The 24,595-nt window shown below is 62.4% G+C and carries 20 protein-coding genes and 1 pseudogene; 12 read left to right on the top strand and 9 right to left on the bottom strand.

The window, feature by feature from the left end:
- Nucleotides 1-33: 33 nt before the first annotated feature.
- The 5 genes from NKH97_RS11550 to NKH97_RS11570 form a co-directional block, all read right to left on the bottom strand.
- On the bottom strand, nucleotides 34-825 hold the full coding sequence (locus NKH97_RS11550) for a molybdopterin-binding protein (protein ID WP_352796841.1): 792 nt from the start codon (nucleotides 823-825) through the stop codon (nucleotides 34-36).
- Between the two features lies 1 nt (nucleotide 826).
- Nucleotides 827-1,705 (bottom strand): cytochrome b/b6 domain-containing protein, encoded by an 879-nt coding sequence (locus NKH97_RS11555; RefSeq protein ID WP_352796844.1) that lies wholly within the window; start codon nucleotides 1,703-1,705, stop codon nucleotides 827-829.
- A 97-nt stretch (nucleotides 1,706-1,802) separates the two neighbouring features.
- Nucleotides 1,803-2,480, bottom strand: a complete 678-nt coding sequence (locus NKH97_RS11560) for a DUF1345 domain-containing protein (protein ID WP_352773284.1) — start codon at nucleotides 2,478-2,480, stop codon at nucleotides 1,803-1,805.
- 23 nt (nucleotides 2,481-2,503) lie between these two features.
- Nucleotides 2,504-2,974, bottom strand: a complete 471-nt coding sequence (locus NKH97_RS11565; RefSeq protein WP_352773287.1) for a YaiI/YqxD family protein — start codon at nucleotides 2,972-2,974, stop codon at nucleotides 2,504-2,506.
- A 67-nt stretch (nucleotides 2,975-3,041) separates the two neighbouring features.
- Nucleotides 3,042-4,169 carry an S-(hydroxymethyl)glutathione dehydrogenase/class III alcohol dehydrogenase gene (locus tag NKH97_RS11570; protein ID WP_127270241.1) on the bottom strand — a complete coding sequence of 376 codons (1,128 nt, stop codon included), beginning with the start codon at nucleotides 4,167-4,169 and terminating at the stop codon, nucleotides 3,042-3,044.
- Nucleotides 4,170-4,367: 198 nt separating this feature from the next.
- Between NKH97_RS11570 and NKH97_RS11575 the strand changes: the two genes are divergently transcribed.
- The 3 genes from NKH97_RS11575 (at nucleotide 4,368) to NKH97_RS11585 (ending at nucleotide 10,886) form a co-directional block, all read left to right on the top strand.
- Nucleotides 4,368-6,380, top strand: a complete 2,013-nt coding sequence (locus NKH97_RS11575) for an acetyl-CoA carboxylase biotin carboxylase subunit (RefSeq protein ID WP_352773290.1) — start codon at nucleotides 4,368-4,370, stop codon at nucleotides 6,378-6,380.
- A gap of 107 nt (nucleotides 6,381-6,487) precedes the next feature.
- Entirely contained in the window at nucleotides 6,488-10,015 is a 3,528-nt protein-coding gene (gene dnaE / locus NKH97_RS11580; protein WP_352773293.1) for a DNA polymerase III subunit alpha, read from the top strand.
- 67 nt (nucleotides 10,016-10,082) lie between these two features.
- Complete coding sequence (locus NKH97_RS11585) at nucleotides 10,083-10,886, top strand: potassium channel family protein (RefSeq protein ID WP_352440260.1); 804 nt, start codon at nucleotides 10,083-10,085, stop codon at nucleotides 10,884-10,886.
- A 12-nt stretch (nucleotides 10,887-10,898) separates the two neighbouring features.
- On the opposite strand, the gene NKH97_RS11590 is transcribed toward NKH97_RS11585, so the two are convergent.
- On the bottom strand, nucleotides 10,899-11,780 hold the full coding sequence (locus NKH97_RS11590; protein ID WP_352796852.1) for a DMT family transporter: 882 nt from the start codon (nucleotides 11,778-11,780) through the stop codon (nucleotides 10,899-10,901).
- A 197-nt stretch (nucleotides 11,781-11,977) separates the two neighbouring features.
- Between NKH97_RS11590 and NKH97_RS11595 the strand changes: the two genes are divergently transcribed.
- Nucleotides 11,978-12,484, top strand: a complete 507-nt coding sequence (locus tag NKH97_RS11595) for a hypothetical protein (RefSeq protein ID WP_352440262.1) — start codon at nucleotides 11,978-11,980, stop codon at nucleotides 12,482-12,484.
- On the opposite strand, the gene NKH97_RS11600 is transcribed toward NKH97_RS11595, so the two are convergent.
- Complete coding sequence (locus NKH97_RS11600) at nucleotides 12,481-13,809, bottom strand: DNA polymerase IV (protein WP_352440263.1); 1,329 nt, start codon at nucleotides 13,807-13,809, stop codon at nucleotides 12,481-12,483. The genes NKH97_RS11595 and NKH97_RS11600 overlap by 4 nt on opposite strands.
- A gap of 65 nt (nucleotides 13,810-13,874) precedes the next feature.
- On the opposite strand from NKH97_RS11600, the gene NKH97_RS11605 reads away from it, so the two are divergent.
- Both NKH97_RS11605 and NKH97_RS11610 read left to right on the top strand, forming a co-directional pair.
- The gene (locus NKH97_RS11605; protein ID WP_023810530.1) at nucleotides 13,875-14,450 is read left to right on the top strand and encodes a GNAT family N-acetyltransferase; all 576 of its coding nucleotides are present in this window, start codon (nucleotides 13,875-13,877) and stop codon (nucleotides 14,448-14,450) included.
- A 107-nt stretch (nucleotides 14,451-14,557) separates the two neighbouring features.
- The gene (locus tag NKH97_RS11610; protein ID WP_352796857.1) at nucleotides 14,558-16,081 is read left to right on the top strand and encodes a hypothetical protein; all 1,524 of its coding nucleotides are present in this window, start codon (nucleotides 14,558-14,560) and stop codon (nucleotides 16,079-16,081) included.
- Between the two features lie 17 nt (nucleotides 16,082-16,098).
- Here the strand turns inward: NKH97_RS11610 and NKH97_RS11615 are convergent, their stop codons facing one another.
- Together NKH97_RS11615 and NKH97_RS11620 are read right to left on the bottom strand one after the other, a co-directional pair.
- On the bottom strand, nucleotides 16,099-16,752 hold the full coding sequence (locus NKH97_RS11615) for a hypothetical protein (RefSeq protein ID WP_023810532.1): 654 nt from the start codon (nucleotides 16,750-16,752) through the stop codon (nucleotides 16,099-16,101).
- Complete coding sequence (locus NKH97_RS11620; protein ID WP_127296144.1) at nucleotides 16,749-17,048, bottom strand: DUF3572 domain-containing protein; 300 nt, start codon at nucleotides 17,046-17,048, stop codon at nucleotides 16,749-16,751. Before NKH97_RS11620 ends, NKH97_RS11615 begins: the two co-directional genes overlap by 4 nt.
- Nucleotides 17,049-17,273: 225 nt before the next feature.
- Here NKH97_RS11620 and NKH97_RS11625 point away from each other — a divergent pair, with 225 nt between their 5' ends.
- The 6 genes and pseudogenes from NKH97_RS11625 to NKH97_RS11650 all read left to right on the top strand — a co-directional run bounded on the left by NKH97_RS11625 (nucleotide 17,274) and on the right by NKH97_RS11650 (nucleotide 24,408).
- Nucleotides 17,274-17,645 carry a response regulator gene (locus NKH97_RS11625; protein ID WP_013531932.1) on the top strand — a complete coding sequence of 124 codons (372 nt, stop codon included), beginning with the start codon at nucleotides 17,274-17,276 and terminating at the stop codon, nucleotides 17,643-17,645.
- Nucleotides 17,646-17,678: 33 nt separating this feature from the next.
- Nucleotides 17,679-19,052, top strand: a complete 1,374-nt coding sequence (locus NKH97_RS11630; protein WP_023810534.1) for a PleD family two-component system response regulator — start codon at nucleotides 17,679-17,681, stop codon at nucleotides 19,050-19,052.
- Between the two features lie 522 nt (nucleotides 19,053-19,574).
- A pseudogene (locus NKH97_RS11635) lies at nucleotides 19,575-21,043 on the top strand (FAD-dependent monooxygenase).
- 139 nt (nucleotides 21,044-21,182) lie between these two features.
- Nucleotides 21,183-21,917 (top strand): FadR/GntR family transcriptional regulator, encoded by a 735-nt coding sequence (locus NKH97_RS11640; protein ID WP_352796861.1) that lies wholly within the window; start codon nucleotides 21,183-21,185, stop codon nucleotides 21,915-21,917.
- Entirely contained in the window at nucleotides 21,914-23,101 is a 1,188-nt protein-coding gene (locus NKH97_RS11645) for a PLP-dependent transferase (protein WP_352440268.1), read from the top strand. Before NKH97_RS11640 ends, NKH97_RS11645 begins: the two co-directional genes overlap by 4 nt.
- A gap of 29 nt (nucleotides 23,102-23,130) precedes the next feature.
- Nucleotides 23,131-24,408 carry an ABC transporter substrate-binding protein gene (locus NKH97_RS11650; RefSeq protein ID WP_352796864.1) on the top strand — a complete coding sequence of 426 codons (1,278 nt, stop codon included), beginning with the start codon at nucleotides 23,131-23,133 and terminating at the stop codon, nucleotides 24,406-24,408.
- Nucleotides 24,409-24,595 lie beyond the last annotated feature (187 nt).

Raw genomic sequence — 24,595 nt, forward strand, 5'->3', positions numbered from 1 at the left:
ATCTTTGGGGCCGCAGCGTTTGCGGTGTGCGATTCAGATTCCGCCGTACCAGTCATAACCATTGTCTTCCCAATAGCCGCCGCGACCGCCGCCGACAGTGGCGAAGCCGTCGACCAGCTCGATCTTGTAGAGATATTTCGGCATCTTGTAGCCGAGTTGGCGCTCGACGCGAACCCGCAGCGGCGCGCCGTTCTCGACCGGCAGCGGCTTGCCGTTCAGGCCATAGGCGAGGATCGTCTGCGGGTGACGGGCATCGATCAGGTCGATGCTGCCGTAATATTTGATGTCGCCCGACAGGCTGCGGTCGATCGTGTCGAGGCAATGGAACATGACGTAGCGCGCCTGCGGTTTGACCACCGCCTGGTCCAGCACCAGCGACAGCGGCGTGCCGGTCCATTTGGCGATGCAACTCCAGCCTTCGACGCAGTCATGGCGCGTGATCTGGGTGCGGCTCGGCATGTTCTGAAGCTGCTCGCGGGTCAGCGACAATGGTTTCTCGACCAGCCCTGAAACCTCCAGCCGCCAGTCGGCAAAGTTGTTGGCGAGCAGGCTCTTGTAGACGTCATCATCGGGCGCAGTGACACCGTTCGGCCGCTGCGGCTGGCGGATGTCGGCCTCGGTGAATTCCGGCGCCAGCGCGTCACGTCCGGCAAGCAGGCGCTGTGCCCGGTATGTCAGGTCATTGGCGTTTTCGAGGAAACTGCGCAGGCCGCTGCCAACACCTAGCTGACTGTCGAAGGCGTCGCAGCCCGACAGCATGATGCCGGAGACGCCAAGGCTGGCACCAGTCAGGAATTTGCGGCGGCTGATCTGGAATTTTGCCATGTCAGGCACTCCTCTCGGCTGTATCGTCCTGTGCGGGAGGATCTGTCCGATACCAGCCGGTAATGATCGAGCGCAGTTCGTTGATCGGGCCGGCGGCCAGGATCATCAGGATATGGACGACGAAGAAGGCGACCAATAGCACCATGACGGTGAAATGGATGGTGCGTGCCGTCTGCCGGCCACCGAGCAGGTCGTTGAAGAACGGCAGCACCGAATTCATGCTCGGCGACATGGCCAGACCGGTGATGATCATCAGCGGCAATAGCACGAACAGCACGCCGCCATAAGCCATCTTCTGCAGCGTGTTGTATTCGCGCGTGTGGTGGAATTTGAGCTTGGCGTGGTCGACGATGTCTTGCGGCAATCGCTTCAAATCGTCGAGGCGTGGCGCGAGATCGCGCCGCAGATGGCCGTTCACGGTGCTGGCGACAAACCAGACGATCAACGTCGTAGTGAGTATCCAGGCAAAGAAGAAATGGATGACGCGCGCGGTGCCGAGATCATAGTAGGACGGGATGGTCGCCCAGGACGGAAAGGCACGGGACGTCTCCTGGCCGGCCGGACCCGACCAGCCGAGCACCCCAGTGGTGTCGAAGCGATGCCCGAAGATTTCGGTGTAGCCGCGCGGACCCGCATCGGAATTCTCGGCGCCGATGGCGAAGATGGTGTTGTTGTAGTCAAAGCCCGATTCTTTGCCGATATAGAGCTGCGGACGGGCATTGAAGATCTGCAGGCCTGACAGCAGCATGAAGAACAAGGAGATGGCCCAGAGCCAATGCGTCAGCCGCGTCCAGCGAGACTGCCGGTAGATCAGCGTTTTGTCGTTCGACGCAGAAGCGCCTGGATCGGCGGCGGATTGGCTTCTGGCAACGGATTCCATCGTCTTTCGTCTCCCGGCCTCGCGGCATGGCCTGCGCGTTCATTGTCCTCCTGATACGTCGCGATCCAAACCGATGTTTCATCCGATCACGGATTTATTACGGACCGCCCAGGCTGACGGCGAGATTGACGGCAGCGGCGACGATGACCGTGTTGAAGAAAAACGACAGGATGGAATGGACAAGCACGACACGACGCATATGCGTTGTCGAGATGTTGGTATCGGCAGTCTGTGCGGTCATGCCGATCACCGTCGAGAAGTACAGGAAATCCCAGCCCTCCGGCCGTTTGTCGCCCGGAAACAGCAGTCCGCCGACCGGGATTTTCTTCCTGGTCTCGGCATCCACCGCATCGCCGTCCATCCAATAGACATGGGCATAATGGAGCGCCGCCATGGCATGAATGGTGAACCAGCCGAGCGGGATCGACAGCAGCGCGAAGATGAGCTCGATGGGATGGCTTCTGTCCTTCTGATTGATCAGCAGGAACAACGAGATAACGGCGACGCCGACGACAACAAGCGTCACGGCGAAGATGACCAGCACCGGCTGGTCTGTGGCACGCGCATTCCTGCTCAGATACCTGCCGGTGAACTTCGGCATCTGGGCGACGACGAGAATTACATAAGCGGCAAAGAACGCGTTGGCGCCGATCGAATAGGCAAGCGGGGCGTGCAGCAGCAACGCCACGAGAAGCGCGAAGACGCCAACGCAGGCCGACACAGCGAACAGCATGTGGCGCTGCATGGGTTTGTCTATCGGAGCTTCGGCGGCCATGGTGGTTCCAGCCCTGGATAGCATTAATCCGGTGTGGCCGATTTCACGGCCCGCCGCAAGATGCGGTCGAGCTCGCCAAGAAACCGCGACCGGTCCTGCGGGGCAAAGCTGGCATTGTAGCCCTTGCTTTCGCCTGTCTCGCGCAGATGCTGCTTCAGGTCGCGCATCGCCACCGCCATGCCGATCGTTTCCGGCGTGAAGGGGCGTCCGGTCGGCCCAAGCACATGGGCGCCGAGCGCCACCGCGCGGGCGGCCAGCGGAATGTCGGCGGTGATCACAATGTCGTTGGTGCGTGCATTGTCGACGATCCAGTCGTCGGCGGCATCAGCGCCCTTGGAGACCACGACATTGCGGACCATCGGATCGCGCGATGGCCGCAGGCCGCCATTGGAGACGAAGGTGACAACGACGCCATGCCGGTCGGCCACTTTTTCGACCTCGGCCTTGACCGGGCAGGCGTCTGCATCGACGAGAATGGCGGGGAGTTCGCTCATGTTTCTTTTCTCCTCCCATTGTGAACCACAGAGGTCGCGGCCTGTTGGTGACGGCCTGTGATCTTCCTCAGTAAACCACGACGCTTCTTATCGATTTGCCCTCATGCATGAGATCGAAACCCTTGTTGATGTCCTCGAGCTTCAGCGTGTGGGTGATCATCGGGTCGATCTGGATCTTGCCGTCCATGTACCAGTCGACGATCTTGGGCACATCGGTGCGGCCGCGCGCGCCGCCGAAGGCGGTTCCCATCCAGGTGCGGCCGGTGACCAGTTGGAACGGCCTTGTCGAAATCTCCTGGCCGGCACCGGCAACGCCGATGACGACCGACTTGCCCCAGCCGCGATGCGAGGCTTCCAGCGCCTGACGCATCACCTTGGTGCTGCCGGTGCAGTCGAATGTGTAGTCGGCGCCGCCGATCTGGTCGGCGCCACGCTTGGTCATGTTGACGAGGTGGGGCACGACATCGCCGTCGATCTCCTTCGGATTGACGAAATGCGTCATGCCGAACCGCTCGCCCCACTCCTTCTTGTCGTTGTTCAAATCGACGCCGATGATCATGTCGGCGCCGGCAAGTTTCAGGCCCTGGATGACATTGAGGCCGATGCCGCCGAGACCGAAGACGACCGCGGTGGCGCCGATCTCGACCTTGGCGGTGTTGATCACAGCACCGATGCCGGTGGTGACGCCGCAGCCGATGTAGCAGATCTTGTCGAAGGGCGCGTCGGGGTTGACCTTGGCCAGCGCGATCTCGGGCAGCACGGTGAAGTTGGAGAAAGTCGAGCAGCCCATATAGTGAAAGATCTTGTCCTTGCCGATCGAGAAGCGCGATGAACCGTCCGGCATCAGCCCCTGGCCCTGCGTGGCGCGGATGGCCGTGCACAGATTGGTCTTTCGCGACAGGCAAGAATGGCACTGGCGACATTCGGGCGTATAGAGCGGGATGACGTGGTCGCCCTTCTTGAGCGAGGTGACGCCCTTGCCGATATCGACGACGACGCCGGCGCCCTCATGGCCGAGGATGGCTGGAAACAGGCCTTCCGGATCGGCGCCAGACAGCGTGAATTCGTCGGTGTGGCAGATGCCGGTCGCCTTGATCTCGACCAGCACCTCGCCCTCGCGTGGGCCGTCGAGATCGACCTCCATGATCTCCAGCGGCTTTCCGGCGGCGACAGCGACAGCGGCGCGGGTTTTCATCAGGCGTCCTCCAATGCGGATTTTTTTTCAAGGTTTCAGGTTTTGCCGACACGATCAACTGGCAGCTCGCTCCCCGACTGGGCCACAGCGATGAATTGGAATCGCAAGTCGATTGAAAGGCAGTGAATTGCATGGTCGGCTTGACCCTGCAAGCACAGGCCATAAAAGGAACGGCCGACCCGAGGGATGACATTTCGCATGTTCACCAAGATCCTGATCGCCAATCGCGGCGAAATTGCCTGCCGCGTAATCAAGACGGCGCGCAAGATGGGCATTGCCACGGTTGCCGTCTATTCCGATGCCGATCGCGATGCCATGCATGTCGAGATGGCCGACGAGGCGGTGCATATCGGGCCTTCGCCAGCCGCGCTGAGCTATCTCGTCCCGGAAAAGATCATCGCCGCCTGCAAGGAAACGGGGGCTCAGGCCGTGCATCCCGGCTACGGGTTCCTGTCCGAGCGGGCGGCCTTCTGCGAAGCGCTGGAAGCGGAAGGCATCATTTTCATCGGCCCGAAGCCCAAAGCCATCAAGGCGATGGGCGACAAGATCGAATCGAAGAAGTTTGCCAACGCCGCCAAGGTTTCCACCGTGCCCGGCTGGCTCGGCGTCATCGAGAATGCCGACCATGCCGAAAAGATCGCCGGCGAAATCGGCTATCCCGTGATGATCAAGGCTTCGGCCGGCGGCGGCGGCAAGGGCATGCGCATCGCCTGGAGCGAGGCCGAAGTGCGCGACGGCTTCGACCGCGCGCGCTCGGAAGCCAAGAGCTCGTTCGGCGACGATCGTCTCTTCATCGAGAAATTCATCGTCGATCCGCGCCACATCGAAATCCAGGTGCTGGCCGACGCGCATGGCAACGCGCTCTATCTCGGCGAGCGCGAATGCTCGATCCAGCGACGCAATCAGAAGGTCGCCGAAGAGGCGCCATCGCCATTCCTGGACGCCGCGACACGCAAGGCCATGGGCGAGCAGTCGGTGGCGCTGGCCAAGGCCGTCGATTACCAGAGCGCCGGCACGGTCGAATTCATCGTCGACAAGGACAAGAACTTCTATTTCCTTGAAATGAATACACGATTGCAGGTCGAGCATCCGGTGACGGAGCTCGTCACCGGCATCGATCTGGTCGAGCAGATGATCCGCGTCGCCGCCGGCGAAGAGCTTGGCCTGAAGCAAAGCGACATCAAGCTGAACGGCTGGGCGGTGGAAAGCCGGCTCTATGCCGAAGACCCTTACCGCAACTTCCTGCCTTCGATCGGCCGACTGACGCGCTACCGGCCGCCTGAGGAAGGACAATTCGGCGATGTCGTCATCCGCAACGACACCGGCGTCACCGAAGGCTCCGAAATCTCGATGTTCTACGATCCGATGCTCGCCAAGCTGTGCACCTGGGCGCCGACGCGTCTGGAGGCCATCGATGCCATGTCGGAAGCGCTCGACAGCTTCGTCGTCGACGGTATCGAGCACAACATTCCGTTCCTGGCCGCCTTGATGCAGCATCCGCGTTGGCGGGAAGGGCGGATATCGACCGCTTTCATATCGGAGGAATATCCCGACGGCTTCGCGCCGGTCGTACCGAACGACGATGAGAAGGCCGTGCTGGCGTCGATCGCGACCGCGGTGGAACTGCTGCGCCGTGACCGGCTCGACCGGCTGGGCGGGCGGTTGGCGCCGCATTCGGGAGCTCTGAAGCGCGACTGGGTGGTAAAGATCGGCGATGACTATCTGTCGGCGTCGATCATCGAGGGCATGATTTCCATTCCGATGGAAATCGATCTGTCGATCGATGGCGGCAGGGCGTTGACGGTGGCATCAGACTGGCGGCCGGGCGACCTGGTCTGGCGCGGCACGGTCGGCAAGCGCAAGGTTACGGCTCAGGTCAGGCCGGTTGCCAACGGCTTTCGCATAGCCTGGAAAGGCATGTCGGTGACCGCGGGCGCCATGCTGCCGCGCACCGCCGAGCTGGAAAGGCTGATGCCCGAAAAGGTGGCGCCGGACACGTCGAACCTGCTGCTTTGCCCGATGCCTGGCCTTGTCGTGTCGATTGCCGTTGCCGAAGGCCAGGAGGTCAAGGCCGGCGAGACCTTGGCGGTGGTCGAAGCGATGAAGATGGAAAACGTGCTGCGTGCTGAACGCGACCTTGTCGTCTCCAAACTCAACGCCAAGCCAGGCGACAGCTTGGCCGTGGATGCGGTGATCATGGAGTTTGCGTAAGGCTGGCCGGGCAGGCAGCCTGTGATCAGCAGCGGTTTGTGCTGGACTGGCATCGCGCGGTCCCGGACAATACATCTCCATCGACTCAAGGACCTTCACACAGCACCATGGCCGACGAAAAACTTCCCCGCGATCCCCTGAAGCGCGAAGCAGCGATTGCTGCGGCGCGGCCGGAGGCCCCGGCGCGGCCCTTCGTCCATCTGCGCGTGCATTCGGCCTATTCGCTGCTGGAAGGCGCCTTGCAGATCGGCAAGGTGGTGGCTCACGCGGTCAAGGACGAAGCCCCGGCCATCGCCGTCACCGACACCAACAATCTGTTCGGCGCACTGGAATTCGCGCAGAAGGCGGTGAAGGACGGCATCCAGCCGATCATCGGCTGTCAGACGGCGCTCGCCTTTTCCGGCGAAAACAGCGATGGCCAGCGCGACCGCAGGCGGCAGGGCCCGGATATGCGGCCGGTGGTCCTGCTCGCCGCGACCGAAGCCGGCTATTCCAATCTGGTCAGGCTGGTTAGCCGCGTCTACCTCGAAACGCCGCCGGGCGAAGCCGTGCACCTGACCACCGAAATGATGGACGGCTATTGTGACGGATTGATCTGCCTCAGCGGTGGGCCGCGCGGACCGATCGGCACCGCGCTCAAGGAAGATCGCCGCGACCTGGCCGAAGCCCGGCTTTTGACCCTCAAGGAGATGTTCGGCGACCGGCTCTATGTCGAGTTGGACCGGGTTTCCGGTTATGACCGCGTGATCGAAAAATCCTCGATCGATCTGGCGTATGCCCATGAACTGCCCCTGGTCGCCACCAACGAGGCGTTCTTTTCCTCTCGTGACGACTATGACGCACATGACGCGCTGATCGCCATCGCCGAGGGATCGGTCGTCGCCGCCGACAATCGTCGCCGGCTGTCGCCGGACAATTTCCTGCGCAGCCAGGCCGATATGGCGCGGCTCTTTGCCGATCTGCCGGAGGCGATCGACAACACTGTCGAGATCGCGCTGCGCTGCTCCTACTATCCCAGGAATCGCAATCCGATCCTGCCGCGCTTCACCGGCGGCGATGTCGCCGACAATGACGCCGCGGTGCAGGCGGAAGCCGACGAACTGGCCCGCCAGGCGCATGAGGGGCTCGACGCGCGCCTCGCCATGCATGGCCCAACCGCCGGCTATACGGTCGAGCAATACCGCGAGCGGTTGAACTTCGAGCTTGGCATCATCACCAAGATGAAGTTTCCCGGCTACTTCCTGATCGTTGCCGACTTCATCAAATGGGCGAAGGCTCAGGGCATTCCGGTCGGGCCGGGCCGCGGTTCGGGCGCAGGCTCGCTGGTCGCCTATTCGACGACCATCACCGACATCGATCCGCTGCGCTTCTCGCTTCTGTTCGAGCGCTTCCTCAATCCCGATCGCGTGTCGATGCCCGACTTCGACATCGACTTCTGCCAGGATCGACGTGAGGAGGTCATCCGCTACGTCCAGCAGAAATACGGTCGCGACCAGGTCGGCCAGATCATCACCTTCGGTACGCTGCAGGCTCGCGCCGTGCTGCGCGACGTTGGCCGCGTCCTGCAGATGCCCTATGGCCAGGTCGACAAGCTGTCCAAGATGGTGCCGCAGAACCCGGCCAATCCGGTCAAGCTCGCCGACGCCATCGCCAACGAGCCGCGCTTTGCCGAAGAGGCCGAGAGGGAGCCGATCGTCCAGACGCTGCTCGACATGGCGCAGAAGCTGGAAGGCCTCTATCGCCACGCCTCGACCCATGCTGCCGGCATCGTCATCGGCGACCGGCCGCTGTCGGAACTGGTGCCGATGTACCGCGATCCGCGCTCGGACATGCCGGTCACCCAGTTCAACATGAAATATGTCGAGCAGGCCGGACTGGTGAAGTTCGACTTCCTCGGCCTGAAGACGCTGACCGTTCTGGAGACGGCGGTGAAGCTGATCCGCCGGCGCGGCATCGAGATCGACCTGGCGACGATCCCGCTCGACGATCCCGAGACCTACGCCATGCTGTCGCGCGGTGAAGTGGTCGGCGTGTTCCAGGTGGAAAGTGCCGGCATGCGCAAGGCGCTGATCGGCATGCGGCCCGACTGCATCGAGGACATCATCGCCCTGGTCGCGCTCTACCGACCGGGGCCGATGGAGAACATCCCGACCTACAACGCCCGCAAGCATGGCGAGGAGGAGATGGCGTCGATCCATCCCAAGATCGACCATCTGGTGAAAGAGACGCAAGGCGTCATCGTCTATCAGGAACAGGTGATGCAGATCGCGCAGGAGCTGTCCGGCTATTCGCTCGGCGAAGCCGATCTGCTGCGCCGCGCGATGGGCAAGAAGATCCGCGCCGAGATGGACAAGCAGCGCGAGCGCTTCGTCTCCGGCGCGGTCGAGCGTGGCGTTGGCAAGCCGCAAGCCGACTTCATTTTCGACCTGCTGGCCAAGTTCGCCGACTATGGTTTCAACAAATCGCACGCCGCCGCCTACGCGGTCGTCTCGTACCAGACCGCCTATCTCAAGGCGCATTATCCGGTCGAGTTCCTGGCGGCGTCGATGACGCTCGACATGGGCAACACCGACAAGCTCGCCGATTTCCGCCAGGACGCGCTGCGCCTCGGCATCGAGGTTCTGGCGCCGTCGGTGATATCGAGCTTCCGTCCCTTCGAGGTCGGTGAGAACCGCATCTACTATTCGTTGGCTGCGCTCAAAGGCGTCGGCGACGCGGCGGTCGAGCACATCGTTGCCCAGCGTGGCGAAAAGCCGTTCAAGAACCTCGCCGATTTCTGCGAGCGGGTAGATCCCAAGATCGTCGGCAAGCGCGTCTTCGAAAGCCTAATCATGGCCGGCGCGCTCGACTGCTTCGGCCACGATCGCGCGTCGATGATGGCGGGGGTGGAACGCATGATGGGGCTGGCTTCGCTGGCGCAGCAGAACGCCGTTTCCGGCCAGCATGACATTTTCGGCGCCTCCATCGGCGCCCAGTCGCAGGCGCTCAATCTGCCGGCGACAGAGCCATGGCTCGCCGCCGACCGGCTGCACCGTGAATTCCAGGTGGTCGGCTTCTATCTCTCGGCGCACCCGCTCGACGAGTACAAGGCGGCCCTGCAGAAGATGCGGGTGCAGACGTGGGCCGAGTTTTCGGCGGCCGTCAAGCGCGGCGCCGCCGCCGGCCGTCTTGCCGGCACGGTGACATCCAAGCAGGAGCGCAAGACGCGCACCGGCAACAAGATGGGCGTCATCGCCTTCTCCGATACGTCAGGCCAGTACGAAGCCGTGCTGTTTTCCGAAGGACTGGCGCAATATCGCGATCTGCTCGAGGCCGGCCGCTCCGTGGTCATCACCGTTGCCGCCGAGGACAGGCCGGAAGGCGTCAATCTGCGCATCAACTCAGTGCAGTCGCTGGAGGACGAGGCAAGCCGTATCCAGAAGGCACTTCGCATTTTCGTGCGCAACGCCTCGCCGATCAACACGCTGGCCGGCCAACTGACCGTCAGGGGCGAAGGCCAGGTCAGCTTCGTGCTGATCAAGGAAGAGGGCGAGGGGGAAATCGAGATCGAGCTGCCGAACCGCTACCGGATTTCGCCGCAGATCGCCTCGGCGATGCGCGCGGTGCCGGGCGTGGTCGAAGTGGAGTTGGTGTGACCCCCGCTCTTTCTCGCGCGCGGCAATCAGCCGGGCGGTCGCTGCCGCGAACGCCAGCGCAGTCAGCATGAAGCCGGCACAGAGGAACGGGTCGCAGACGGTTTCAACCTTGGCGCGGCTGCGTGACAGGCTGCGCAGGCTCTATCATGGGCGCACGCCGGCCGCTTTCCGGTTCCAACTGGTGGCCGTCGTCATCGACCTCGCCATCATCGCCTTCTTCATCGCGACGCCGGTTCTTCAGGACAAGCCGTCATTCCTCTGGCTCGACTATTCGGCGGCCGCGCTTGTCGCCGCGGACCTGGTCGCCCGGCTGCTTGCCTCCAAAAACATGCTGCGGCTGATGAAGCAGCCGACGTCGTGGGTCGATGTCTTCATCCTTTTGACGCTGCTGATGCCGACGGCGTTCGCCAATCTCGCCTTCCTGCGCATCCTGCGGCTGTGGTCGCTGTCGCGCAGCGGTTCGCTCTGGCGGCATCTGGAGATGCGCGGCCTGCGGCCGTGGCGCGAGGCCAGCCACGCGGTCATCAACCTCTTGACCTTCCTGTTTGTCATCACCGGCTTCGTCTACACGTTCTTCTTCCGCACTGGCGCCGGCCTGGAGAACTATATCGACGCGCTTTATTTCACCGTCGCCACGGTGACGACGACCGGCTTCGGCGACATCGTGCTGCCGGGCATGGCCGGCAAGCTGACGGCAATCGTCACCATGATCATCGGCATATCGCTGTTTGTCAGACTGGCTCAGGCGATCTTCCGGCCAGCCAAGGTTTTGTTTCCCTGTCCGCAGTGCGGCTTGCGGCGGCACGAGCCGGACGCCGTGCATTGCAAAGCCTGCGGCCATCTCCTCAACATACCCGACGAAGGGAACTGACGGCCGGCGGGACTACGACGCCGCCACTTCGGCCGGCTTCATTGGCCTGCGCTGAAGATTGAGCAGATTGCCCATCAGGATCAGCAGCGCGCCACCGGCGGTGAAGGCGTCGATCTGCTCGCTATAGAGCAGCCAGCCAATCAGCGCCGATAGCGGCACGCGCAGGAAATCCATCGGCGAGACGATGGTCGCGTCGGCATAGCCAAGCGCACGGGCCATGCAGAAATGCGACGACATGCCGGTGAAGGCGATCAGCACGATCCATGGCCACAGCTCCAGTGGCGGGTTGCGCCACGTATAGAGCGCCGGGATGAGACCGACCATCGACTGGATAATCAGCATCCAGCAGATGATGCGCACGACGCTGTCCGTCCGGGTCAGCGATTTGATCGTGACCACCGAGATGCCGAAGCAGGCCGCGGCACCCAGCACGACGAGATGTCCAGGATCGATCGAGCCGACACCGGGGCGCACGATGATCACCACGCCGATCAGCCCCAGCCCGATCGCTGCCAGCTTGGGCCGGTTGAGCCTTTCGCCAAGAAAAATCACCGCCAGGATAGCTGTCCAGATCGGCGTGGTGAATTCGATCGAGATCAGCACGGCCAGCGGGATCAAAGTGAGGGCGTAGAGCCAGGCCGCCTGGCCCGTGTAGTGGATGACGTTGCGGGCGACGTGGGCAATGGGGCGCCGCGTGCGCATGGCTTGAAAGCCGCCACTCGTCATCACCAGCGGCAGAAGGATGAAGAAGCCGATCACAGAGCGCAACTCCAGCACCTGGAAGACGTTGAGCTCCGCTGTCGTGGCTCGGCCGGCGACCGTCATCCCAAGGAAGGAAGCGATCGACAGCGCCATCCAGAACGCGGCCTTGGGGATCGAGGGTGTGGGTGCCATTCGCGCTATGTCGCAGGCCAGGACTTCTGCCGCAATCGCTACGCAAGGCATTCTTCTGGGCCAGTCGCGACTGCCTGGATGTTGTAAAACAGTCATGTGGCGGGCGGAACCTGAAACGGCAAGTGGCGTTGAATCCCGATGGTCAGCCGTGCTGGCGGACCGTCCCGCCTTTTAGAAGATCGACAGGGAGAGCTTCGATGAGATCCTTCGCGCAATTCGCGCTTGCCGGCGGTTTACTGGTTGCGGCAGGGGCGGCACATGCCGACGAGACGCAATTTCTCCAGTCGTTCAAGGGCAATTTCGCCGGCAGGGGTATCGTCAAGGTCACCACCGATGCGCCGACCGTGAACGTGTCCTGCACGTTCAGCTCGAACGCGACATCGACCTCCCTGTCGCTCGACGGCAATTGCCGGGGGCTTGTCGTGGTCACGCGTGCCATCAGCGCGGATCTGAAGGCCAGCGGCGCCAAATACAGCGGCACCTATGTCGGCTCTCGCACGGGACCGGCACAGCTCAACGGCAGCCGTTCGGGCAACGCGATCAACCTGGGCATTCGCTGGGCCAAGGAGGTCAATGGCGACCGAAGGGCGCAGATGAAGGTCGAGAAACGCGGCGAGAACGGCATGCGGCTGACCGTCATCGACACCGACCCGAAAACCGGCAAGAGCGTGGTGACGAGCAGGATTGATCTGCAACGCACCTAATCCTCAAGCGGCTCCGGCGGATGGGCGTCGCGGCCCTTGCCGAATGTGTAGCCGGTTTCCACCGCCTTGCGGCCGAACTTGTCGCGCAGGGCATCGATGGCGCCTTCGGCCATGGCGCGCTTGCGCGATTGGATGTCGACCAGATCGGGCGGGTCGGCCTTGTCGTCGTCCGAAAGGTCGCTGACGCCGATGCCTAGCAGCCGATATTTCGTGCCGTCGGTTTCCTTGCGCAGAAGCTCCACCCCGGTCTGAAAGATGCGGTCGGCGAGCCGGGTCGGATCGCCGAGCTGGCGATTGCGCGTGCGCAGCTTGAAATCCTGGCTCTTCAGTTTCAGCACCACAGTGCGCCCGGCAATGCCTGACTTTTTCAGCCGTGCCGAGACCTTTTCCGAAAGACCCCTGAGAACCGCGACCAGTTCCTCCAGCGAAGCGATGTCGGTATCGAAGGTGGTTTCGGCCGATACGCTTTTGGCGTCCTGATCGGGATCGACGCGGCGGAGGTCCTCGCCGCGCGAAAGGTGGTAGAGCCGGTCGCCCATCGTGCCGTAGCGGCGCATCAGGTCGCCGCGATCCATCTGCTGCAACTGGCCGATAGTGCGGATGCCGTCACGCTCCAGGGCGGCGTTGAATGCCTTTCCGACACCCCAGATCATGGTCACCGGCTGCGCCGCCAGGAAGCCGACTGCCTCGGCCTCGCCGATGACCGAGAAACCGCGCGGCTTGCGAAAATCAGACGCAATCTTGGCAAGGAACTTGCAATAGGACAGGCCGGCCGAAACGGTGATGCCGATCTCCTTCTCGACGGCCTGCGCGAAGCGCGCCAGCACCACAGCAGGCGGCAGGCCGTGCAGTCGTTCGGTGCCGGCGAGGTCGAGAAACGCCTCGTCGATCGACAGCGGCTCGACCAGCGGTGTCAGCGCTTGCATCATGGCGCGCACTTCGCGGCCGACGCGCACGTATTTTTCCATGTTGGGGCTGATGACGACCGCCTCCGGGCAGGCTTCGAGCGCCTTGAACATCGGCATGGCCGAGCGGACGCCCTGGATGCGGGCGATGTAACAGGCGGTGGAGACGACGCCGCGCTTGCCGCCGCCGATGATCAGCGGCTTGTCCTTGAGCGCCGGATTGTCGCGCTTTTCGATCGCCGCATAGAAGGCGTCGCAATCGATATGGGCCAGATGCAGCCGGTAAAGCTCGGGATGACGCACAAGCCGGGGGCTGCCGCAGCGCTCGCAGCGGCGCGTCGGGCTGCGCTGAAACATCAGGCAGTCGCGGCAAAAACCGTGATCGGGATTGTTGACAGGGGCCGCCATCGCTGCGAACATAAAGAGAACAGAAGCAATGGTACGACAGTGCAAGGCCAGCGACAAGGCTGGCCTGGGGAGAACGCATGAGCACGACCATAGCGCCGCTTGCGCCCGAGCTTTGGGCTGAATTCGAGGACCTCTTCGGCAAGCAAGGCGCCTGCTACGGCTGCTGGTGCACGCATTTCCGGCTGGCGCCGGCGATGCGCCGCGAGAGCAGCCGGGAACGCAACAAGGACCACATCAAGGCGCGTATCGAAGCCGGCCCGCCGCCCGGACTGCTGGCATTCGAGGATGGCCAGGCGGTTGGCTGGATGCAGATCGGACCGCGCGCCGACGTGCCCGAATGGAACAATCAGGGCAGGGGGTCGGCACCGGTCGATCCTGCCGACGCGGGGGATGCGGCCGTTTGGGCGATCTCCTGCTTCTTCATCCGCGCCAAGGCGCGCGGCAGGGGCATCACGCATCGCCTCGTCGAAGGCGGCATAGGTTTCGCCCGCCAGAATGGGGCCCGGCTGCTCGAGGCGTGCCCGATGGACCTGTCTCGCGATTCGCGCTCGATCGGCCTGTTCGTCGGTTCGTCACGGGTCTTCGAGAAGGCGGGTTTCGAGCGGCTGGTGGAACGCAAGGCCGGTCGCCCGCTGATGCGGCTGGTGCTTTGATCGAGATGGTCTGCCCGGGTGCCGTTGTCGATCTCACCTTGCGGTTGCAGCGGTAATTTCATACCAGACGGACAAAGTCTTTCTTCTAGGTCAAACGGAGAATTCGCGTGAACCGTGCCCTGCCATTCGTGTTCCTTCTTGCGTTGAGTGCCCCTGCTTTCAGCCAGACCGCCGACAGTCAGGGTGCGAAGCAATTGTCCGACGACTTGTCCCGCTATGTCGGCAAGCAGGCCATCGACAAAGGCATTTTGAAGGTTTCGCTCGAAGGTGGCGCCTACAAGATCGTGTTCGATTTCAAGGCACTTGCCGCATCATTTCCGGACCAGAAACTGCTGAAGTTCGACTTCGCGCCCTATGCCTTGATGGTCAAGCCGCGCAGCGACGGGTCCTGGGATGTCTCCATGGATTTCTCCCAAACCGCCTCCTTCGAGTTCAACGGACCCGAGGGGCTGCAAAGCACTCAGTTTTCGATCAAGGACGGCAAGGGCTCGGGCGTCTACGATCCAAATCTGGCGGCCTTCACCAGCGGCACCAGCTCGATGGCCGGCATGACGATGGCATCGAAGGATGCCAAGCAGCACATGGAAGCCAGCACGGGCGCCGGCATCGCGACCGTTGCCGCGACCAAGTCGGCGACCGGGGGCGTCGATTTCACAACCTCGCAGAAGGTGTCGAGTTTTGTCGAAGCGATCAATTTCGATGACCCCGAGAGCGGGCTGAAATTCCCGGTCACCGTCAGGTCGCCTGAACTGTCGGTCGAAGCCAGCGGCAAGGGCGTGCGGACCAAGCCATTGCTCGATCTCCTGGCATTTGCGGTGGCCAACGAGGACGAGGCGACGCTGAAGGACAACCAGGCGCAGCTCAAATCGCTTCTGCTCGCCGCCTTGCCGCTTTGGCAGCGTATCGACGGGACCTACGGTTTCAAGGATTTTGCGGTGGAAAGCCCGGTCGGCAATTTCGGCGCCACCCAGCTCAGCACCGTGTTCGGCACCGATGGCGTCGCCCAGAACGGCACGATCACGTACGGCATCAAGGCATCGGGGCTGACCGTGCCGACCCAGCTTCTGCCGAGCTGGAGCGTGGGGTTGTTGCCCACCGATGTCGATTTGAACTTTGGCGGCGCCAATATCGATCTCGACAGCATGGCGAAGAAGGCGATCGAAGCCTTTGATCTCAATAAGAATCCACCGCTGTCGGCCGAATTCGGCGAGCAGCTTAAAGTCGACTTCATGGCCAAAATGCCGAAGGTCGTGCTTGGCCACAGCACCGTGAAGAACAAGGACACGGAGATCGCGCTGGAAGGCGAGATGACATTCCCAGGCGAAAAGCCCGAAGGAAGCGTAACCGTCGATGTCGCCGGCTTCGACAAGCTTGTCGAAGGCCTGCAGGAAGCGGCAAAGTCGGAACCGGAGGTTGGCCAATACGTGCCAGTCGCTCTCATGGCGAAGGGCTTTGGCAAGACGCTGCCCGATGGCCGGCTGGAATGGATCGTCAATGCCAAGGCCGATGGCTCGGTCACCGTCAATGGCGTCATGCTGAAGCCCGCCGATCCGGCCGTGGACGACAGCGTGGATGATGGTGACGGCGCCGATGACAGCGGAGACGACAGCGGCGGCGCAGGTGCGAACTGAACCCCTGAAGCTGGAGTTCAGAGCCCCAGCGCGCTTGCGATCTTGGGCGCTGCCTCGTGCCAGTCCTGGACGACGACCACATCGTCCGTCACCGGCGGCAGGAATGCGCGCAGCGAATTGTCGGCCATCAGGTGGAACAGTTCGGCGTCGGCGACCGATTCCCGTACCGACGCCAGATTGTGCGGCTGATCGTCGACGAAAACCACCGGTCGGCCGGCCCTGCCGCGAAGCTTGGCCACTGCCGGTCCTTTGGCCATTTCAGTGGTCAGAAGCGGGTAGCTCAGCCCAAGCGCGTCGAGATGGACGCGACGCACGGCACGGTGCTTGTGCGGCATGGCCGTCAGCAAGATGATTTCCGCGCGGTCGCCAAACCCTGCCAGGGCTTCTGCAGCGCCGTCAGTAATGTTTTGCCAATCGGCTTGCGCGTCAAAGAAATCGGCCAGCAGTGCCGTGACTTCGGGCTGTTCGATCAGGCGGCCGCTAGCGGTCTCTGCTATGTTGCCGGTCAGCCGAAACGAGGCCAGCGTCAGGCCATAGCCGCGCGCCTTGAGGAAATTCGGAAACGGCCGGATGAATTCGAGCACGACATCGTCGACATCGAGGACAAGCAAGGGTCGGTCGTCGGCTACCAGTTCTTCAATCTGGCGCGCGGTTTCCGGATCATCGCTCATATGGAATGCTCGTGGTTGTCGTCGCCCAGCGGCAGCGACCGCAGCGCCTTGCCGACAGCAGCCGGCGGCGTGCCGGTTTCCTCGGCAAAGCGCATCAGCGTCGGCTCGTGGGCAAGAATGAACTGCAGCACACCGGCCATGAATCCCGGTTCGCTGGCGGCTTTGCGGATTGAATGCGCCTCTATGCCGGTGATCGCCAGAAAGCGCGGCAGCAGCTCCGGATCGGAGGCGACGAAGCCCAGGGCCTTCACGGCAATCGATTCCGCTTCTTCACGCATTGACGCTGCGTTTGCCATCACTACCTTCGGTGCGTGGAATGAGTCTCTCCCGCAATAATGGCAAGAGTTGCTGGCGGCAAGCGGTTAGAGCGGCGCCCGAGGTGGAATCCAAACAGCTTTTCGCACGGTGGATTTCCGTTTCGTCAATCATATTGCCGTAAAGTGAAGCAGGGTTTGGTGCGTTCAGACATGGGCGCATGACGGTCGCCTTCGAAGCGGAAGGGCAGCCGGGACGGGAAATCGATGCCGAAGAAGGTTATGATCGTCGAGGACAATGAGCTCAATATGAAGCTCTTTCGGGACCTCATCGAGGCAAGCGGTTACGAGACCGTGCGCACCCGCAACGGTCTGGAAGCGCTCGATCTGGCGCGCCAGCACCGGCCGGATCTGATCCTGATGGATATCCAATTGCCTGAAGTGTCGGGGCTTGAAGTGACCAAATGGCTGAAGGAAGACGACGAGCTGCACGTCATCCCGGTCATTGCGGTGACCGCCTTCGCCATGAAGGGTGACGAGGAACGTATCCGCCAGGGCGGCTGCGAGGCTTATATTTCGAAGCCGATCTCGGTGCCGCGTTTCATCGAAACCATCAAATCCTATCTGGGCGATGCGTGATGTGCCCTTTCAGCCGAGCCGGAGCCTTGTGAAATGACTGCGCGGATCCTCGTCGTCGACGACATCCCTGCCAATGTGCGGCTGCTGGAAGTCCGGCTGCTGGCCGAATATTTCGAAGTGCTGACCGCCACCAACGGGCCGGATGCGATCGAGACCTGCGAGAACGGCAAGGTCGATGTCGTGCTGCTCGACGTGATGATGCCGGACATGGACGGCTTCGAGGTCTGTCGGCGGCTGAAGAGCGATCCGGCGACATCGCACATTCCGGTGGTGATGATCACTGCGCTCGACCAGGTTTCCGACCGCGTCCGCGGGCTCGAGGCCGGCGCCGACGACTTCCTGACCAAGCCGGTCAACGATCTGCAACTGATGACGCGAGTCAAGAGCCTGGTTCGCCTGAAGTCGCTGACCGACGAGTTGCGGCTGCGCGCCTCGACGACGCGCAACATCGGCATCGAGGAGTTGCTCAGCCGTAATTTCGCATCCGAGGACACGACGCCCAAAGTGCTTTTGATCGACGAACGCAAATCATCCGTCGAGCGCATCCAGAAGATGCTGCGCGACCGGGCCGATCTCGACGTCACACATGATCCGCATGCCGGTTTCTTCCAGGCCGCCGAGACGTCCTATGAATGCGTGATGATCTCGACCGCGTTCGCCGATTTCGATCCGCTGAGGCTCTGTTCGCAGTTGCGCTCGCTCGATCGCACCCGTTTCGTGCCGATCATCCTGCTGGCGGAGGAGGGCGAGGAGGAACGCATCATCCGCGGCCTCGAACTCGGCATCAATGATTATCTGATGCGGCCGATCGACCAGCAGGAGTTGACGGCGCGGCTGCGCACCCAGGTGCGCCGCAAGCGCTACAACGACCAGCTGCGCGCCAGCGTCACCCAGACCATCGAAATGGCGGTGACCGATGGACTGACCGGGCTGCACAACCGCCGCTATCTGGACAGCCATCTGCAGACGCTGTTCGATCGCGCCGTGGCGCGGCGCCGGCCGCTGTCGGTGATGATCACCGACCTCGACCGCTTCAAGGCGATCAACGACGCGCACGGTCATGACGGCGGCGACGAGGTTCTGCGGGAATTCGCACGGCGGCTGCGCAAGAATGTCAGGGGTATCGACCTTGCCTGCCGTTTTGGCGGGGAGGAGTTCGTCGTGGTGATGCCGGACACCGAGGGCGCGGTGGCCGAGAAGGTAGCCGAGCGCATTCGCGCCGAAATCGCCCAGGCAGCTTTTGCCATCGGCCAGGACGGCAAGGCGATCGAAGTCACGGTCAGCGTCGGCGTGTCGTCGGTGCTGAAAGGCGTGGACACGGTGGCGGCGCTGATGAAGCGTGCCGATCTCGCGCTCTACGAAGCCAAGAGCGGCGGCCGCAACCGGGTTGTTGCCAAAGCCGCATAACCGGCCAAGGCTCCGAATATCCAGTCAACCCGACAGGGTTACCCGTTTACCTTAATCCAAGCGATTCGCGAGCCTTGGTTAAGAAACTGTTGATTTTCATAAGCTCTTGCGCAACTGTGCAGGCCAAGACGAAGCCGGCACGAGGATAGAAAGCCGGCTCCGATCCCTGGGAATACCCCATGATGCTCAGGTCCGCCGCATCTCCTGGGTCCGTGGGGTCGGCCGGCCGGCGCTGGCACATAGTGGCCTCCTCGTACCGCTGCCAAACGCCGACCGGCCCCCTTCTCTCCAAAAGAACATCAGAACGTGCCAAAGCACGGAGGAATCTGCGTTTCTGCAGGTGAAATCGGAACACCCGTTCTAGCCGTTCCTACACAGTTTCGCTGTGAGGGCAGCCAACGATGAGGGGAAGAATACCCCTTCCATTTCATACATATGGCGCACAAGAGGCTTGCGGCAAGACCCGGCTCCTCCCGTAAAACCGCGACCCAAGCCAGGGTGCGGAAAACGGGAGTTATGATAATGATTTCAGATCATGCGGTTGTGATCGCCGGGGGTGGTCCGACGGGATTGATGCTGGCAGGCGAACTGGCGCTGGCAGGCGTGGACGTTGCCATTGTCGAAAGGCGACCGGATCAGAAACTGGCAGGATTGCGCGCTGGCGGCCTGCATGCGCGCACTCTTGAGGTGCTCGACCAGCGCGGAATTGCGGATCGGTTTCTTTCACAGGGACAGATATCGCCGTCCGTGGGCTTCCACATGATCCGGTTAGACATCAGCGATTTTCCCACGCGCCACAATTATCTGCTGGCGCTGCGGCAAAACCACATCGAGCGCATCCTGGCCGACTGGGTCGGCGAGTTCAAGGTGCCGATCTATCGCGGACACGAGGTTGCGGGGTTTGCCCAGGACGCCAGCGGCGTCGATGTCAAACTGTCCAACGGCCACCGGCTGAAGACGACATATCTGGTTGGTTGCGACGGAGGCCGCAGCACCGTTCGCAAATCAGCCGGTATTGAGTTCGCCGGATGGGATCCGACGATGAGCTGGATGATTGCCGAGGTCGAGATATCGGAAGAGCCGGAATGGGGCTTCCGCAGCAACGCCTTCGGAATTCATGCCCTGGGTAAGATCGAGGACGGCAAAAAAGTTGGCGTCGTGCTGACGGAACCGAACCTGGAGGCGCGCGGCGACCCGACCCTGCGCGAGCTCAGCGAGGCGCTGACTGCCATCTACGGCACCGACTTCGGGGTCCACAGCCCGACCTGGCTCTCCCGCTTCACCGACATGACGCGCCATGCTGCCGCATACCGCGACAGGCGCGTGCTGCTGGCGGGTGATGCCGCGCACATCCATCCGCCAATGGGTGGGCAGGGCCTCAACATCGGCGTGCAGGATGCGGTGAATCTTGGATGGAAGCTGGCCCAAGTCATCAAGGGGATATCGCCGCAAAGCCTGCTCGACAGCTATCACGCCGAGCGTCATCCGGTTGCCGCCCGCGTGTTGCGCAATACGATGGCACAGGTCGCGCTTCGCCGCACGGATGACCGCAGCAAGGCCTTGGCCGACACTGTTGCCGAGTTGCTCGGCATGGATGAAGCCCGCAAGAAAATCGCCGCGGAGATGTCTGGTTTGGGTGTCCATTACGACCTTGGCGAGGGGCATCCACTGCTTGGGCGGCGAATGCCCGATCTCGATCTGACCACCGCTGGCGGACCGTTGCGGGTCTTCACCTGCACGACGCGCAGCCAGTGTTGCTCAACTTCGGTGAGCCCGGCAGGCTGGACCTCGCGCCCTGGGCTGATCGGGTCCGGCAGATCGACGCCGGTTACGCCGGTATCTGGGACCTCCCGGTGCTCGGGAGGGTCGCCGCGCCCTGCGCCGTCTTGATCCGGCCCGATGGTTATGTGGCTTGGGCCGGGGCGGGAACCCAACAGGGGCTGGTGGACGCGCTGACCACCTGGTTCGGGTCGCCTGCTGCCTCAGATTAGCAGATACGATCGAAGCGCAATCGCGCGACCGCCTTGAAAATATTGCGTCGCTCCCTCCGACAGTGCTCCTGACAGTTGGTTGACAGGAGCTTCCTTCTGTGCAGAAATTGGTTGGACCATTGGACCACTTGGAGGAAATGTGGACCAGAACAGCCTGCCACCCATCCAGACGACGGCGCGCGATGACGCCGTGCTGAAGGCGTTGGTGGGCTTTGTTCGCGCCGAGGCCTTGCAGCCGGGCGAGCGGCTTCCAACCGAGCGTATTCTGGCCGAGCGGCTGAAGGTCAGCCGCAACACCGTGCGCGAGGCGCTGACACGCTGGGAAGGGCTCGGCCTCGTCGAGCGCCGGCAAGGCAGCGGCACCTATCTCAAGGCGGCCGTCTCGCCAGATATGCTGCACATGCCGCTGACGCTTGCCGGCGGCAATGATTTCACCAGCCTGATGCAGACGATGGAGATTCGCCGCGCGTTGGAAGCAGAGGCCGCGGCCCTTTGCGCCGAACGGGCCAGCCAGGCAGATATCGCCGAAATCGCACGCAAGCTCGACATCATGGAGCAGGCGTTCCGCACGCGCGACGGCATGTCGGCGGAAGAGGATTGGGAATTCCACCAGGCGATCTACCGGGCCTCGGGTAATCCGCTGTTCGAGCAGATCATCGCCGCCATGTACGAGTTGTTCCACCGCTTCTGGGAGCATCCGCTCGGCGTGCGCGACTTCGGCCACGCCAGCTTTCCCTACCACCGCACCATCTACGAATGCATCGCCGCGCACGACCCGCAGGGCGCCCGCGCCGAGGCGCTCAAGCTGATCGCCACCGTCGAGGACGACCTCAAGCGCGGTGCCGCCAAACTCAAACTTTCGAGCCAGACATGAACGAGCATCCATCCGGTTTCGATCACGACTATCTCGCCGAGGCGGCGACACTCTTGGCGCATGACGAACCGTTTCCCGGCGGTGCGGTGGTGCCGCCGATCTACCAGACCTCGCTGTTCACCTTCGCCAGCTATGCCGAGATGGCCGATACCTTTGCTGGCAAACGAAAGCAGCCGATCTATTCGCGCGGCGACAATCCGACGGTGATGGAGTTCGAGGCGCGCGTGGCAGCGCTTGAGGGCGCAGAAGCCGCGCGCGGCTTTTCCAGCGGCATGGCGGCGATCAGTGCCACGGTGCTTGCGTTCGTTGGGGCAGGCGAGCGCATCGTGGCGGTGCGCAATTGCTATGGCGATGCCTATCGGCTGTTCGAGCGGCTGTTGCCTCGGCTCAACATCAAGGTCGACTATGTCGACGGCTCCGACCCGGATGCGGTCGCGGCGGCACTTCCCGGCGCCAAGCTGCTCTACCTGGAAAGCCCGACCTCGATGATGTTCGAGCTGCAGGACATCGCGCATCTGACACGGCTGGCCAAGGAACAGGGCATCGTCTCCACCATCGACAATTCCTGGGCGACGCCGGTGTTCCAGAAGCCGATCGCGCATGGCGTCGACCTGGTGCTGCATTCGGCCTCGAAATACCTTGGCGGCCACAGCGACACCGTCGCTGGCGTCGTCGCGGGTTCGGCCGCTCATATCAAGCACATCAACGAGCAGACCTATTCCTATCTCGGCGGCAAGCTGTCGCCATTCGAAGCCTGGCTGTTGCTGCGCGGCTTGCGCACGCTGCCGCTGCGCCTGCCGCACCACATGAAGAGCGGCCTGACCATCGCCGAACGGCTGAAGGCGCATGCCAATGTCGAGCGCGTCAACCATCCCGTCTATTCGAACCATCCGGGCAAGGCGACACTGGCCGGCTATGCCGGTCTGTTCTCCTTCGAGGTGACGGACGATATCGACATCCCGGCCTTCGTCGATGCGCTGAAATATTTCCGCATCGGCGTCAGTTGGGGCGGCCATGAAAGCCTGGTCGTACCGGCCAAGGCGTCGCTTGAGCAGACGCCGGGCCTGAATTCGATGGCGCGCTTCGGCGTTAGCCCCCGAACCATCCGCTTCAATGTCGGATTGGAGAGTGTCGAAGACCTGTGGGCCGACGTGGCCCAGGCCTTCGAAAAAGCCAGAAAATAACAAGCGGGTTCAAAATGGGAGTCTGGAACATGAAAAAACTGACCGTCATGCTGGCCACCGTTGCGGGGCTGGCGATTTCAGCCGGAAATGCCGTGGCCGACTCGACCCTGAAAATGGTCGAAGTCATCACCAGCCCGCCGCGCACCGAATTCCTGAAGAAGCAGATCGCCGAGTTCGAGACAGCCAATCCGGGCGTCAAGGTCGAGCTGATCTCGCTGCCCTGGGGCCAGGCCTTCGAGAAATTCCTGACCATGGTGCAGGCCGGCGATACGCCCGACATCGTCGAGATGCCGGAACGTTGGATGGGCCTCTATGCCAACAACGCCCAACTCGAGGATCTTGGCCCCTATATGGCCAAATGGGACGACGCCAAAACGCTGGGCGACCGCGCCAAGCAGTTCGGCTCGACCGTCAACAACACCCAGTTCATGATCCCTTACGGCTACTATGTGAACGCGCTGTTCTGGAACAAGAAACTGTTCAAGGAAGCCGGCCTCGATGGCCCGCCGGCGACGCTCGATGATTTCATCGCCGACGCCAAGAAAATCTCTGCGTTGCCGGGCAAATACGGCTACTGCCTGCGCGGCGGGCCGGGCGCTTTCAACGGCATGCACATGTTCATGAACATTGCCGCCGGCAAGGGCGGCTACTTCAACCAGGATGGCACCTCGACCATCAACGAAGAAGGCTCGGTCAAGGGCCTGCAGATGCTGGCCGACATGTACAAGGACGGACTGGCGCCTAAGGATGCGGTGAGTTGGGGTTTCAACGAAACGGTCACCGGCTTCTATTCCGGCACCTGCGCCATGCTCAACCAGGATCCGGACGCGCTGCTCGGCATTGCCGACAAGATGAGCGCCGACGATTTCGCGGTAGCGCCATTGCCGGTCGGGCCGAGCGGCAAATCCTATCCGACGCTGGGCTATGCCGGCTGGGCGATGTTCGCCAACTCGCAGCACAAGGACGACGCCTGGAAACTGATGGCGACGCTTCTGTCGCCGAAGGACAATCTGGAATGGGCCAAGGAAGTCGGCGTTGTCCCGATCCACAACGGCGCCGACCAGGATCCCCATTTCAAGACGGAGCAGTTCAAGGGCTGGTTTACGGAGCTCAGCGACAGCTCCAAATATGAAATGGTCACCCCGCCGACGCATCTGGAGAACCTCGGCAATTTCGTCGACCAGGTGGCGATCAAGAATTTTCAGGAAGTGCTGCTTGGCCAGAAGACGGCCAAGGACGTCGCCGACCAGTGGGCTGCCTTCCTGACCAAGGAACAGCAGGATTGGCTGGCGAAGAACAAGAAGTAGTTTTTCTTCCCTTCTCCCCGTTCACGGGGAGAAGGTGTCACGAAGTGACGGATGAGGGGCGGCGCCACGCCTCGATAGGTTCGCGCTGCCCCTCATCTGCCTGCCCGTCCTCCGCAGCAGCTGCGGAGGGTGGGACCGGCATCTTCTCCCCGCATAGCGACGGGGAGAAGGACGCTGTCCCCGACGC

It is taken from the genome of Mesorhizobium sp. M0870, assembly GCF_040319775.1.
GTDB lineage: Bacteria > Pseudomonadota > Alphaproteobacteria > Rhizobiales > Rhizobiaceae > Mesorhizobium.